At 38.4% G+C, this 14136-nt stretch carries 13 protein-coding genes; all 13 read right to left on the bottom strand.

From position 1 onward, the window contains the following. Positions 1-113: 113 nt before the first annotated feature. Positions 114-365 (bottom strand): HPr family phosphocarrier protein, encoded by a 252-nt coding sequence (locus CWR45_RS18260; RefSeq protein WP_115751269.1) that lies wholly within the window; start codon positions 363-365, stop codon positions 114-116. A 248-nt stretch (positions 366-613) separates the two neighbouring features. After that, on the bottom strand, positions 614-1579 hold the full coding sequence (whiA, locus tag CWR45_RS18255) for a DNA-binding protein WhiA (RefSeq protein ID WP_115751268.1): 966 nt from the start codon (positions 1577-1579) through the stop codon (positions 614-616). A gap of 37 nt (positions 1580-1616) precedes the next feature. Next, positions 1617-2579, bottom strand: a complete 963-nt coding sequence (locus tag CWR45_RS18250) for a gluconeogenesis factor YvcK family protein (protein WP_115751267.1) — start codon at positions 2577-2579, stop codon at positions 1617-1619. Positions 2580-2581: 2 nt separating this feature from the next. Beyond that, the gene (rapZ, locus tag CWR45_RS18245; RefSeq protein WP_115751266.1) at positions 2582-3466 is read right to left on the bottom strand and encodes an RNase adapter RapZ; all 885 of its coding nucleotides are present in this window, start codon (positions 3464-3466) and stop codon (positions 2582-2584) included. A 374-nt stretch (positions 3467-3840) separates the two neighbouring features. Further along, positions 3841-4794: a thioredoxin-disulfide reductase gene (gene trxB, locus CWR45_RS18240; protein WP_115751265.1), complete on the bottom strand. Its 954-nt coding sequence runs from the start codon at positions 4792-4794 to the stop codon at positions 3841-3843. A 250-nt stretch (positions 4795-5044) separates the two neighbouring features. Then, positions 5045-6049, bottom strand: a complete 1005-nt coding sequence (locus CWR45_RS18235; protein ID WP_115751264.1) for a tetratricopeptide repeat protein — start codon at positions 6047-6049, stop codon at positions 5045-5047. Between the two features lie 136 nt (positions 6050-6185). After that, a complete protein-coding gene (locus CWR45_RS18230; protein ID WP_115751263.1) occupies positions 6186-7856 on the bottom strand; it encodes a glycerol-3-phosphate dehydrogenase/oxidase in 1671 nt (556 codons plus the stop codon). Positions 7857-8292: 436 nt separating this feature from the next. Beyond that, on the bottom strand, positions 8293-8661 hold the full coding sequence (gene dhaM, locus CWR45_RS18225; protein ID WP_115751262.1) for a dihydroxyacetone kinase phosphoryl donor subunit DhaM: 369 nt from the start codon (positions 8659-8661) through the stop codon (positions 8293-8295). Between the two features lie 3 nt (positions 8662-8664). Continuing rightward, on the bottom strand, positions 8665-9285 hold the full coding sequence (dhaL, locus tag CWR45_RS18220; protein WP_115751261.1) for a dihydroxyacetone kinase subunit DhaL: 621 nt from the start codon (positions 9283-9285) through the stop codon (positions 8665-8667). Positions 9286-9296: 11 nt separating this feature from the next. After that, the gene (gene dhaK, locus CWR45_RS18215) at positions 9297-10292 is read right to left on the bottom strand and encodes a dihydroxyacetone kinase subunit DhaK (RefSeq protein ID WP_115751260.1); all 996 of its coding nucleotides are present in this window, start codon (positions 10290-10292) and stop codon (positions 9297-9299) included. Positions 10293-10486: 194 nt separating this feature from the next. Continuing rightward, positions 10487-11980, bottom strand: coding sequence for a glycerol kinase GlpK (gene glpK / locus CWR45_RS18210; protein WP_115751259.1), 1494 nt, complete (start codon positions 11978-11980; stop codon positions 10487-10489). 11 nt (positions 11981-11991) lie between these two features. Next, on the bottom strand, positions 11992-12822 hold the full coding sequence (locus tag CWR45_RS18205) for an MIP/aquaporin family protein (RefSeq protein ID WP_115751258.1): 831 nt from the start codon (positions 12820-12822) through the stop codon (positions 11992-11994). Positions 12823-13587: 765 nt separating this feature from the next. Further along, complete coding sequence (locus CWR45_RS18195; protein ID WP_115751256.1) at positions 13588-14133, bottom strand: glycerol-3-phosphate responsive antiterminator; 546 nt, start codon at positions 14131-14133, stop codon at positions 13588-13590. Between the last annotated feature and the right edge of the window lie 3 nt (positions 14134-14136).

The following is a 14136-nucleotide window of genomic DNA, read 5'->3' as shown; positions in this document are numbered from 1 at the left end:
ATTTTAAATTCTTCACTATATTTCGCCATAATAACACCCCCGAAAGTTAGATTTTCTACTCTAACTTTCGGGGGTCGGTACCTAATGGAAGGGGTTTTTTATAATTTCAAAGTCTATTTTGATACTAATGAAGTCAAATGATTTAATGCTACTTCCTCATCAACACCATCAGCGATTAGCATCACTTTCTCCCCACGACCAATAGCTAAGCTCATTAATCCCATAATGCTCTTAGCATTTACTTTTTTACCTTCTTTTTCCAGAAAAAGATGTGCAGAATAACGATTTGCCTCCTGAACAAATTGTGCTGCTGGTCTAGCTTGTAATCCCTCTGCCAATTCTACCGTGACTATCCTTTCAATCATTTCCTTCATCCTCCCTATTTTAGTAATTAAGAAAGTTTAAAACTCTCTTATTACATAAGTGCAACTAATGCTGTCACCGAACGGCTCGGCGACAACCAAGCATTGTAAGTAACCGCTATCATTATTGTCCAATAGCTAACTAACAGTGCACAGGGCAATGTTAGTTGTCGTCTATATTTAACAGATTGTATACTTTATATAATTATCTGTATTATATCATGTATTCCGATAAAAGAGAATAATCCCTACTAAGAAGGTTGAATTTGACTTTCTTGCAGTACTTCTCCTTGTTTTATCTTTGCTGCGAATTCATCGATTTTTTTTAATCGATGATTCACACCAGATTTCGAGATTTTCCCACCAGAAACAAGTTCTCCTAGTTCTTTTAATGACACTTCCTGATGTTCGACACGCAATCTTGCAATTTCTTGTAATTTTTCTGGAAGTTGATCAAGACCAACCGTATTTTCAATTAGTTTAATATTTTCAATTTGCCGGAACGCCGCACCAATGGTTTTATTTAAGTTTGCTGTTTCGCAGTTCACAAGACGATTAACCGAATTTCGCATGTCACGAACAATTCGGACATCCTCAAACTTAAACAATGCAATATTTGCACCAATGATACTCAGAAAGTCCGTAATCCTCTCGGCCTCTTTTATGTAAACAATAAAGCCACTTTTTCGCTCCAATGTACGTGCACGAAGATCAAATGAATTTAATAAGTCACATAAAGCATCATTGTGTTCACGATGATAATTAAATATTTCTAAATGATAAGAAGATGTTTCAGGATTATTAATTGAACCACCTGCTAGGAAAGCACCACGTAAGTAGGACCTTTTACAACAGGTTTTGGCTAAAATTTTATCCGAAATCGTCCGGATAATGGTATAGGAATCTTTAATGATTTCTAACTCCGTCAAAAAATCACGGACCTTTTCTTTTAACCGAACAATATAAATATTGTTTTTCTTTAACTTCATTTTTTTCCGGACAAGTAATTCAACGGGAAATCCGTAACACTCTTTAATTAGTGTATAAATACGTCTTGCAATTGCAGCATTTTCGGTTTGTACATCAAGCGTGTAATTCCTGCTTGAAAACGAAATCGCACCATTCATCCTGATTAAGGCAGCGAGTTCCGCGCGTAAACAGCATTCGTCAACTTCAATTGCAGTTAATTCCTTTTTTATTTCCGAAGCAAAGGACATCTTCTTTACCTCCTTTACTATATATTGAGTAAAATCTTTACACTTGCTCTAATATCGAGTAAAGCAAGTTTGCAATTTTATGATTATCATGTCTTACCGTTGAATTAGAATAATTAATTATATCACCTTCAATTATTTCTAATCCCATTTCCAATAGTTTTAATGTATCATAAACTACCGGTTCTGCATTTTCTTCTGCATAGATATCACGGACGGCCTGTTTAATTGGTTCATTATGAACAACAACTGCATCAATACAGCCTGATCCAATATGATCCGTAATTGCTTTTACATGATCCGACGCTTTATAACCGGTTGTTTCTCCAGCCTGTGTCATCACATTACAAACATAAACGACCTTTGCCTTCGTTTCCTTCAATGCAATGTCAATTTGTGGAATGATTAGATTTGGCATAATGCTAGTATATAGGCTTCCAGGTGAAATAACGACTAAATCAGCTTTTTGAATTGCATGGATTGCATTTGGCAATGGTTTAACTGGCTCCGGACTTAAAAACACACGTTCAATTCGTTTTTTTGCAAGCGGAATATTAGATTCGCCGATAACAATCGATCCATCCGTAAACCTTGCATTTAGATCCATATTTTGATTCGATATTGGATAAATTTCTCCCTTTACATTTAAAACACGGGAAATTTCCTTTATCCCTGTGAAAAAATCACCAGTAATCGACGTCATCGCGGCTAATAAAAGATTGCCCATCGAATGGCCGGACAATCCATTTCCTACTGAAAATCGATGCTGGAATAATTCTAAAAGCATTGGTTCCACATCGGATAACGCAGCAATTACATTTCGGATATCTCCTGGCGCAGGGATAGCCATTTCACTGCGCAATCGACCTGAACTACCGCCATCGTCTGCAACAGTAACAAGTGCCGTTAAATCAATTGGTAAATTCTTTAATCCACGTAATAGAACTGGCATCCCAGTCCCACCACCCATCACGACAATTCTAGGGCGCTTCTTGTTCGTCATCATTATTTTCCCTTTCTCTTATCAATATCCCGATGTGTAACATGAGTGATGTAATTCTCAGATAGTGTATTCGCAAAATGTTCTGCTAAGGCAACGGAACGATGCTGTCCTCCTGTGCAGCCAATCGCAACAACAAGCTGTGATTTCCCCTCTTTCTTATATTGAGGTAACATGAACTGCAACAAATCAAGGACCTTATCATTAAATGTTTGTGTATCAGACCACTTAAAGACATATGATGCCACGTCTTGATTTAAACCTGTTAGTGGTTGTAAATGTGCAACATAATGCGGGTTAGGCAAGAACCTTACATCAAAAACAAGGTCTGCATCGATTGGAATTCCATATTTGAATCCAAAAGAGACCATGTGCACCGAGAATATTTCCTGTTTATCTTCGGAATATATTTTTACAATTTTCTCCCGTAATTCACGAGGTTTTAAATTGGTTGTATCAATAATGCGTTGTGCTCTTCCTCGTAATTGGTCAAGTATTTCGCGTTCCTGGTGGATACCTTTAAGTGGAAGTCCGCCAACAGATAATGGATGTGCGCGTCTTGTTTCTTTATAGCGACTGACTAGCTTCTCATCTTTTGCATCTAAGAAAAGAATATGTTCCTCCAGCCAATCTTCTTTCCCAACAGTATCTAATGCATCGAATAAAGAATCAAAGAATTCGCGACCACGTAAATCCATTACAAGCGCCACTTTTCGAATCGTATTTGAGGAATCACGCATAAGATCTAAAAATTTTGGTAGCAATGTAGGGGGTAAGTTATCTACACAATAATAGCCTAAATCTTCAAAGCTTTGCACTGCAACCGTCTTTCCAGCTCCTGACATCCCTGTAATAATCACTAATTTCGTTTCCATTTCTCCGTTTTTCATTGTCAATCTCCCCCTTATATAAACCGTAAAGGTGTTGATAGAACACTAATCATATTGATTCGTTTGTATTACTATACGAAAGTAGTCCGCACTAAATACTTAATTTGTTAAATATGAAAAAAGTCCACTGTAAATATTATACTATGGATAAGTCGAAACTTCCATTCGTCTTGGACAGGAATGAATAAATCCATAACCTAATAACCAACTTTTTTCGACAATATAATATAAAGGAGTTCTTCCAAAAAAAGACACAGGTGCATGCACCTGTGCAAAAACTAATTTATCTATTAAAAGGGGGTCAATTAGTTATCTATAGAATACCTCATTTATGTTGCGAATGTATTACAGTGGCGTTAAGAAGCAGTTAAAAATTATTTTGTGGTTGTTTTTGCTTCTTCCGCAAGATCTTCAACATATTTAATTGCAGCTTCAGCGGCAATACTACCATCACCAGTTGCTGTCACAATTTGTCGAAGTTGTTTCTCACGAATATCACCTGCAGCAAATATACCCGGCACACTCGTCTGCATATTTTCATTCGTTGGAATGTAGCCATCTTCATTGGTAATGCCAAGAGATTTAAAAGGGTCACTGAGTGGAACCATACCAATATATACAAACACACCATCCGTAGCAAATTCCGATTCTTCACCAGTGAGTTTATTTTGAAGAGTTACACTGCTAACTTTTCCTTCAGGTCCATTAATTTTATTTACAACGGTATCCCAAATAAAGTCAATCTTTTCATTTGCAAATGCACGTTGCTGAATAATCTTTTGGGCACGTAACTCATCACGACGATGGACAATCGTAACTTTATCTGCAAATCGAGTTAAATAAATCCCTTCCTCAACTGCTGAATCACCACCACCGATGACAACAAGATTCTTTTGTTTAAAGAACGCGCCATCACATACAGCACAATATGATACACCACGGCCACCGAGTTCATTCTCACCCTCGATCCCCAATTTCTTAAATTGTGCACCAGTCGTAATGATGAGTGCTCTCGTATTATATTCTTTATTTCCAGCAATAACTGTCTTATAATTACCATGATCAACGACTTCTTTGATTTCTCCATATGCATATTCTGCACCGAATTTCTTGGCATGATCAAACATTTTCGTTGACAGTTCTGGTCCTAAAATACTCTCATACCCTGGATAGTTCTCCACATCTTCAGTATTCGCCATTTGGCCTCCAGGCATTCCTCGCTCTAACATTAATGTATCTAGGTTTGCACGAGATGCATAGACTGCTGCTGTCATTCCTGCTGGGCCTGCACCTGCAATAATTACGTCATACATACGTTCTTCGGACATATTGATCGTCCTTTCTTCATTTTATTTAATTCACACGTACTACTAGCTTATTAAAATAATCCTTCTTCGTCTATTATTCTGCTCATAAAGTGAAACTGCATTCAGTGGGAGTCTACCTACCGCCCCACTGGATGTTAGTTAAACAGAATTAGGAATTTATGGACTGTTTACTCCCGCCTTCTATCGTTTTTGGTTTTTCTGCTTAGAGGCAGGGGTATTACAGCCCGTTAATGCGTCAAAAAAGGACCTTTTATTTTTCCCAAGGTCCCGATTCTTTCGATAATAATGGATGCTGCTTGCATCCTTCTTCCCATAATAAAAGTGCTTTAGCTGGCTCGCCAACTTGAAAAGCTGTAATACTATACCATCTATAATAGGATGGATGGTTTTTAACAATCCCTTTTGATAGAGAAATAAAACGTGAATAGGCATCCTGAAAACGCGCCGTTCTTGCTAATGTAACAGCAATACGGAGTTTTTGCTGCTCATGAATTGGATATACATTTAGTAATGATTGCATATGTTTTTCAAATTCCTCTTGTTCATTCAATTCATGATAATACAGTGCTAGGTTCATATGACAATACAATGTATTAGGATTTTGCTTCAAAATATCCAATTCCATTTGCACTGCTTCTTCTTTACGCCCTAAGAAGAATAGGGTTTGAGAATAATCATGCTTTGCTAGCATATACTCAGGGAATAGTGTAATCATTTCCTCTATAACTGGAAGTGCTTTTTCCCATTCCATATTTTCCATATGATAAAATGCCGTTTCTTGATAAATGAGCAGTTCATCTTCATCCTCAAGTTCAAAGTCATCGTCGTCATCATCCACGTCAACAATATCTATTAAATCTAATAAAGCTATAGCATCCTCACTAAAATCACCATTTGGCTCTTTTTGGAGGTAGAGGTTTACATATTTTTCCGCATCATTTAACAGTCCTAAATGTGCATAATTATTTGCAATTAAATAATAGCAATCAGTATATTCCGTTGATTGCAGTACATTCGTTAACAATTGGTTCGCAGCATGATATGAACCAATCTCTGTATAAATAACGGACATTTGACATTGATATAAAGGATCATTTGGCTTTGCTTCAATCGCTTTTTTCATCCATTTTACAGCAATATTAAACTTCCTATTTTGAAAGGCTTCAACACCTTTTGTGAAATAAAAGTCACCTTCAGGAATAAAAGGGATAACATTATTTGATTTTTCTTTTGCTTTATTTTTCACTTGTGTCATCGATATCCCCCTAACTTCAAGACATACACACGTGAAAGTATACCACATAATAACCCATAATTACATAGCCTATAGGTAAAATTGCCGATGGTATACTTCTTGCTGGTTTATCTGTTGTAGCTTAGGGGGACTACCGTTAAGATTGTTTTATCGGTGTCACTGCTTCATGCAATAACTGTTCTAATTCGGCAATATAGCTCCGCTTCTGTTCTTCACTCCATTGCAATTTCCTTGCCATATATTGTATGACACTTTCCTTGTTCGTTCTTACCCAATTGATTTCAAAAAATAAAGCCCCCGTCCTGCGAATGAAGAAATCCACTGGTTTATATGCTGCCTCATACTCCATTGCATATATAAGTTTTGTAAATACTTCTGGAGCAATATTTTCTTTCTCAGCCTCTTCTTTACGTTTTTGATAAATGTCAAAGAGGGTATCAACATTCGATCCATAGGTTGAAACAAATTCGAATGCTTTAGCTTCATCTAGTCCAAGAGCAATACCATCCGCTACTTTACTTTGTAAAAATGCCCCAAAACCTTTAGAGCCTCCGACTTCACCACCAGATATTGGTAATTGTATTGTTTCCGATTTTGAATATAAAATTCCTTCTTCTTCCTTTAACTGATTGACTACTGTATCAACTGCCTGTTCTGCCATTTTCCGATATCCTGTTAATTTTCCACCGGCCATTGAGATTAGACCAGTATCAGAAACGAAGATTTCATCTTTACGGGAGATTTCACTTGGACTGTTTTTTCCTTCTTCCTCAATTAGTGGACGAATTCCTGCCCAGCTTGATTCAACATCTTCCTTCTGTACATTCAATGACGGGAACATATAATTGATAGCATCGAGCACATAGTTTTCATCTGCTTCTGTCATTACTGGGTGAGCAATATCGCCATCATAGGTCGTATCTGTTGTCCCAACGTAAGTTTTGTTATCTCGTGGTATGGCAAAAATCATCCGCCCGTCTGGTGTATCAAAATAGATTGCTTGCTCTAATGGGAACACTTCCTTTGGAAAGACGAGATGAATTCCTTTCGTTAAATGCAAGGTTTTTCCTTTTTTCGAACCATCGATTTCTCGTAATTCATCGACCCAAGGACCACCAGCATTAATAATCTTTTTCGCATAAAGATTGTATTTTGCATGATTGATCTGATCCTCTACTGTTATTCCAGAAACCTTATGCGATTCATTGTAGATAAATTCCGTAACCTTGGCGTAATTTATCGCATGGACTCCTCTTTCCACCGCTTTCTTCAAAACTTCAATTGTCAATCTTGCATCATCCGTTTTATATTCCACATAATAGCCAGCACCTTTCAATCCATCCTTTTTAATTAATGGTTCTTTTTCTAATGCTTCCTGAGGGCTCAACATTTTCCGACGTTCGCTTTTCTTTACCCCTGCTAAAAAGTCATACACTCTTAGTCCAATATTTGTAGTGAGTGGTCCTAAAGTGCTTCCTTTATGAAATGGTAACATCATCCATTCTGGGGTCGTTACATGTGGTCCATTTTCATAAACAATTTCTCGTTCCTTACCGATTTCTGCTACCATTTTAATTTCAAATTGCTGTAAATAACGCAGCCCACCATGGACAAGTTTTGTTGACCGGCTGGATGTTCCGCCAGCAAAATCCTGCATCTCCACTAGCCCGACTTTTAATCCTCGTGTTACGGCATCTAATGCAATTCCTGCACCTGTTATCCCTCCACCAACAACTAATAGATCTAAAGTTTCATTTTCTAATTTGTTGTAAGCCTCTTTACGATTGAAACTTGAAAATATTGTCATCACTAAACACTTCCTATTCTTTTTGTTAAAATCTGAGTAGTTTTCTTTATATTTCATTATTCATTATTTAGGAATGCTTTCTGATAGATTGTTGCTCTTACTTAATAATCGCGACATCCTGGCTTACCGTTCCGGAAATACACTTCTCTTTCTACGAACGGCTGGTGACCCTCCTTGTGAAGAGAGCAATTCGGAGCCTCACTGATGCTTTGCCCTAAATTGTGCAGCTGAAAAGAGCAGAAATCAACATCACTATCTAACACAAACTATGAGAAAAGATCTTTAATTACGATGGCAAAGAATAGAAAAAAGCCGCAAACAAGCTAATGCATATTTGCACTAACTGTTGCGGCTTCTCCAATTCTCCGTCCAAAGTATTAACTTAATTTAAATATAGCATATTTACTATCCGTAGTACAGTAATTTGATTGAATGTTTAGAAGGCTTTTTCTACTGCCCTTTTAATCTCCTGCAAACTTCTGCCCATCCCTGATTCTACAGCCGCAATATATGAACCTTCAACTAAAGGCGCTTCTACTAGTACCACTTCTGACTCTGATAATTCGATTGCTATTTCTGCATTCATTTTTGCACTACCAATATCATAGAAAAGGATAACTCCTTCCCCTTTATCTGCAAGATTAATCGCGCGAGTAATCTTATCGATGCTCGTCCCAATTTCATTTTCTTCCGTTCCACCAGCTAATTCAATTGGAACATCATAAATCACTTGGCGAATTAACTCCTTCATACCTTCCACTATTTTCGAACTATGAGAAATTAACACGACTCCAACATATGCCATATACTATTTTCTCCCTTTGATTACTTCTGCTAAGGCTTCAAAAATCATGTATGTGGAAGCAGATCCTGGATCAATATGACCAATTGATTTTTCCTTAAAATATGCCGCTCGACCCTTTGTTGCCATGATATGCTTCGTATTCTCCATCGCTTCCCTAGCCACTTCTATGAATAGATTGTCCTCAAAGCCTTTTTCTGATTGAAAAACATCTACAACAGGCGACCAAACATCAATCATCGTTTTCTCACCTAATTTTGCTTTTCCACGCTGTTTTACGCCTTGTAATGCTTCCTCAAGGCCTTTCGTAAAACTATCATAATCTACAGGGTTTATCCCCTTTACCGCCTGTGAAAACTTTAAGAAGGCAGTCCCGAATAATGGGCCAGAAGCGCCGCCAACCTTAGAAATAAGAGTCATTGCAACGTGGTTTAATACGTCAGCAACCTCTTCATACTCCTGTGTCGATAATTTATTTACCACCTCTTGAAACCCTCTAGCCATATTTATCCCATGATCACTATCGCCAATCACTTGATCTAGAGTGGTTAGATTTTCTTTGTTTTCTTGAATTTTATCATTTACCACTGTAAACCAATGAATGGCATCTTCTACTCGAAATTCCATGATTCCCCTCCTTAGACGCGAAAAGCAGGTGCTTCTGAACTTAAATTCAATAGCGTTTTCAGTTCGTCATCCAATTTCAGCAGCGTTACGGAGCAACCGGCCATTTCTAATGCTGTCATATATTCCCCAATAAATGTTTTGTAAACATGAATGCCTTTTTCATTTAGGATTTCATTTACCTTACTGTTTACAATATTTAATTCCATCTCCGGTGTAGCGCCTAACCCATTAATCATGATGGCAACATCATCGCCCCGAACATGTACGCCATCATCAAGAATTTTAGTTACTAATTCACTTGCAATTTCATCCGCAGTCGAAATTTCCTTTCTTTCTATTCCTGACTCACCATGGATGCCAATCCCAATTTCCATTTCATTTTCTTTTAGATTGAAGCTAGGCTTACCTGCTGCAGGAACCGTACATGGGGTTAAGGCCATCCCCATTGAACGAACATTCGCAACCACTTTTTCAGCTACTGATTTTACTTCATCTAAAGTTGCACCTTGTTCGGCCTTTGCACCAGCGATTTTATGAACGAAAATTGTTCCAGCAATTCCCCTTCTGCCTGTAGTGAAGGAACTATCTTCGACGGCTACATCATCATTAACAATTACATGCTCCACCTTAATTCCTTCTGCTTCTGCTAGTTCAGCAGCCATCTCAAAATTCAGTACATCTCCTGTATAATTCTTTATAACTAGAAAGACGCCCGAACCACCATCTACCGCCTTGATTGCTTCTAACACTTGATCTGGAGTTGGTGATGTAAAGACCTCACCTGCAACCGCAGCATCAAGCATCCCTTTACCAACATACCCCGCATGGGCCGGTTCATGGCCACTTCCTCCACCACTAACTAAGCCGACTTTATTAATAGTAGGTGCATCACTTCTGACAATTACGGTTGTATCAGGTAATTGTTTTATCGTAGCCGGATTAGCTGCCACCATTCCTTTTAACATATCTTGGACAACTATATTTGGATCATTAATAATCTTTTTCAAACGGACCACTCCCCAAGTAATATATGATAAGACGAAACTTCGATTAGTGGGGCTACTTACTTCTCCCACCGGGTGTAAGTTGAACAGAATCGGACAGGAGCCCCACTTAATCTTCAAGAATTTTTGAGATAGGATTGCTGCCCACTCCATGCTGGATAAAAAAGGAGACCAGCGATCGATCTCCCACTACCAAATTATTTAAATTCCCTTGTCGCAGCTACCGCCTTTTGCCATCCGGAATATAATCTATCACGCTGTTCATCTTCCATTTCATTCGTAAACGTTCGATCATTTTGCCATTGTTTTGCGATTTCCTCTTTATCTTCCCAATAACCCACAGCTAAACCTGCAAGATATGCTGCACCTAATGCTGTAGTTTCCTGCACCACCGGACGATCTACAGGCACACTCAGCATATCACTTTGAAATTGCATTAGAAGGTCGTTCTTTACTGCCCCACCGTCTACCCTTAACGCTTTTAATTCAATTCCAGAGTCAGTAATCATCGCATCAAGAACATCCTTCGTTTGATATGCTAACGATTCTAGTGTTGCACGAATAAAATGCTCCTTTGTTGTTCCTCTCGTTAAACCGAATACAGCACCACGTGCATCACTATCCCAGTAAGGTGTTCCAAGCCCAACAAACGCAGGCACCATATACACTCCATCTGTCGTATCTACTCGTTTTGCATAATCCTCACTTTGAGGCGCATTTTCAATCAATTTCAAACCATCACGTAACCACTGGATTGCAGAACCAGCAACGAAAATACTTCCTTCTAATGCATACTCTACCTTACCATCAACACCCCAAGCTAAAGTAGTAAGTAAACCATTCTCTGATTTGACCGCTTTCTCACCAGTATTCATCAACATAAAGCAACCAGTTCCGTACGTATTTTTCGCCATTCCTTGTTCAAAGCAGGCTTGACCAAATAGTGCTGCTTGCTGGTCACCAGCAATTCCAGCGATTGGCACCTCATGCCCATAGAAGTGATAACCAACAGTATTTGCATAGACTTCAGAGGACTGGCGTACTTCTGGCAGCATACTTTTCGGCACGGTTAATATATCAAGTAATTCATCATCCCATTTAAGATCATAAATATTAAACATTAAAGTTCGCGATGCATTTGAATAATCTGTAATATGCGTTTTCTTACCAGAAAGTTGATAAACAAGCCAAGTATCCATTGTGCCAAATAATAAATCTCCTGCCTCGGCTTTTTCTCTCGCACCTTCGACATTATCAAGTATCCACTTTACTTTTGTCCCGGAGAAATATGGATCAATTAATAAGCCTGTTTTTTCTCGGATAATATCGCCGTGACCTTGTTCAGCTAAAGCTTTACATATATCCTCCGTTTGCCTTGATTGCCAAACGATGGCATGATATATAGGCTTTCCTGTGTTTTTGTCCCAGACAACGGTTGTTTCCCGTTGATTTGTAATTCCTATTCCTGCAATCTGGCTCGGATCAACATCTGATTTCCGTAATACATCCGCAATACAAGCTAGTACGGATGTCCAAATCTCATTCGCATCATGCTCTACCCATCCTGGTTTAGGAAAAAATTGTTGAAATTCCTTTTGTCCTGTTTCGACAATTTCGCCATTATGATTAAATAAAATTGCTCTTGAACTTGTTGTTCCTTGATCTAATGATAAAATGTATTTTTCACTCATATTAGTCTCCCCTATCCAATTTTTTCTTGTATTTTTTCCGAACCATTATCGCTTTTCGTTAATTCTGTATACGCTGCCCCAACCATAATAATTGCTACAATCGCACTTAAAATCCAAAACAGTGCAGAGAAATTCTCTAAGAATATCGCATGATAAAACACTGCTCCGTATACTCCACCAAGAATCGGTCCGACAATAGGAATCCATGCATAACCCCAGTCTGAACTTCCTTTACCAGGAATCGGCAGTAATGCATGTGCAATTCTTGGACCAAAGTCACGTGCAGGGTTTATCGCATAACCTGTAGTTCCTCCAAGGGACATACCGATAGCTACGATTAACGCACCAACGATAAGTGGATTTAATCCTTCTGTAAATTCATTTGCACCGATAAACATTATCCCCATCACTAAAATAAATGTTCCAATAATTTCACTAATTAAATTTGATAATGGACTTCGAATTGCCGGCCCAGTTGAGAAGACAGCAAGTTTGGCAGCCTGATCTTTCGTAGCTTTCCAATGTGGTAAATAATTAAGAAAAACGATAACTCCTCCGACAAACGCACCAATAATTTGTCCAGTTATATATATTGGTACCTTTACCCATGGTAGTTCCCCAACAGAAGCAAATCCTAACGTAACAGCTGGATTTAAGTGTGCACCAGTAAACTTCCCTACTGCATATACCCCCATCGTTACAGCAAGTCCCCAGCCAATGGTGATTACTACCCAACCTGCTCCTTCTGCTTTGCTATTCTTCAATACAACACCACCAACTACTCCACCACCAAAGATGATAAGAACCATTGTGCCAATCAATTCACCTAAGAATTCCGACATCCCACTACACCCCTTTTGACCTTTATTTTTGTCTATCAATGGCTTGACCAAGATTTTCTTAGCAAGCCTTCATTCGCTAAGGAAGACAGCAATAATTCTTCCAATACTATCTTACTAGCGAATTAGTAAAATTATGAAACAGAAAAAGACCCACACTACAATAAACATACTCCTCTCTTAGCTAGTATGATTGCAATGTGGGTCTCCTTTTCTCCATCACATAATTAACTTGTATTCACTATACCTCATTATGTAACCGCTGTCAAACATATTTTCCTAAACTAGTAAAAAAATGTTTCGATTAAGAAATGAGTACTGAATTAACTTTTTCAAATTGAAGGATAGTAGTTTGTAGTGGATGTAAACTGGGGACTAAGCGCAACGTTGATTTCCGCAGCGGACAGTCGCGTATCCGGAGGGAAACACATCAGCTCCATCGGAAGAAACCCGCTTCCGATGGGTCTTCTGCAGTTGCTTTTTTTCCGCAGGAGTCTCCTGTCCACCGCTACAATCAACAGGCATGATAGAGCAATTTCCCTCTCATCTTATATCATGTAGAAAGATGATAGCAATTGCAAAATCCCTAGCGGAAGAAATACGCGAAGACTCCTGCGGGAGGAAGGGCCTCGGCGAGACTTCGAAGTGCGCAGCACAAGAAGGCTCGCCAGCCCCCCGCGGAAAGCGAAGTGTATTTCTGAAGCGAGCGGCCTGAGAGAAATCCCTTAACTAAGTTAGTCCGCAGTCTATATAAAAATTCGAGCTTTATTAAAAATTCCATAAATCTTTCTCCGATGTAGAGATAGCAATTGCACCTGCATCAAGTGCATTTCTAACATCCTCTTCTTTTGTAATTAATCCACCAGCAATAAGCGGCAGCTTCGTATTTTCATAAATTTGTTCAATCATACTTGGCATTAATCCAGGAAGAACCTCGATACAATCAGGTTGTGAACGTTCAATAAGCTTTAAATTATGATCAAGTGCTAAACTATCTAGTAAGAACATACGCTGAATCGCTAATAGTTTATATTTTTTGGCCAATGATATAACATTTGCCCTAGTGGATAAAATTCCATCCGGTTTAATTTCACGAATCAAAAATTCCATTCCATATTCATCAGCTTTTAAGCCTTGAATCAAGTCAAAATGAATGAGGACCTTCTTATTTGCTCTTTTTGCATAATCTACCATACTCTTCAACTGTCCAAGCCGTGTCTCTAAGAAAATAATCGTATCATGTTTAGTCTCCAAGGCTCTGTCAAAATTTTTCATCGATCGAATCGCAGGTATTACGCCTTTAGGAACGTTCATTTT

Source organism: Oceanobacillus chungangensis (genome assembly GCF_003369565.1).
GTDB lineage: Bacteria > Bacillota > Bacilli > Bacillales > Amphibacillaceae > Oceanobacillus > Oceanobacillus chungangensis.
Note: the sequence above shows the minus strand (reverse complement) of the source record. Positions and strands in the feature narration are given on the sequence as shown.

Bases quoted from the DNA above. Each gene is read 5' to 3' on its own strand.
- dhaM (WP_115751262.1), bottom strand. From the start codon at position 8,661: ATGGCATATGTTGGAGTCGTGTTAATTTCTCATAGTTCGAAAATAGTG.
- CWR45_RS18230 (WP_115751263.1), bottom strand. From the start codon at position 7,856: ATGACAATATTTTCAAGTTTCAATCGTAAAGAGGCTTACAACAAATTA.
- rapZ (WP_115751266.1), bottom strand. From the start codon at position 3,466: ATGAAAAACGGAGAAATGGAAACGAAATTAGTGATTATTACAGGGATG.
- CWR45_RS18235 (WP_115751264.1), bottom strand. From the start codon at position 6,049: ATGACACAAGTGAAAAATAAAGCAAAAGAAAAATCAAATAATGTTATC.
- trxB (WP_115751265.1), bottom strand. From the start codon at position 4,794: ATGTCCGAAGAACGTATGTATGACGTAATTATTGCAGGTGCAGGCCCA.
- CWR45_RS18205 (WP_115751258.1), bottom strand. From the start codon at position 12,822: ATGTCGGAATTCTTAGGTGAATTGATTGGCACAATGGTTCTTATCATC.
- dhaL (WP_115751261.1), bottom strand. From the start codon at position 9,285: ATGGAATTTCGAGTAGAAGATGCCATTCATTGGTTTACAGTGGTAAAT.
- CWR45_RS18195 (WP_115751256.1), bottom strand. From the start codon at position 14,133: ATGAACGTTCCTAAAGGCGTAATACCTGCGATTCGATCGATGAAAAAT.
- CWR45_RS18260 (WP_115751269.1), bottom strand. From the start codon at position 365: ATGATTGAAAGGATAGTCACGGTAGAATTGGCAGAGGGATTACAAGCT.
- glpK (WP_115751259.1), bottom strand. From the start codon at position 11,980: ATGAGTGAAAAATACATTTTATCATTAGATCAAGGAACAACAAGTTCA.
- CWR45_RS18250 (WP_115751267.1), bottom strand. From the start codon at position 2,579: ATGACGAACAAGAAGCGCCCTAGAATTGTCGTGATGGGTGGTGGGACT.
- whiA (WP_115751268.1), bottom strand. From the start codon at position 1,579: ATGTCCTTTGCTTCGGAAATAAAAAAGGAATTAACTGCAATTGAAGTT.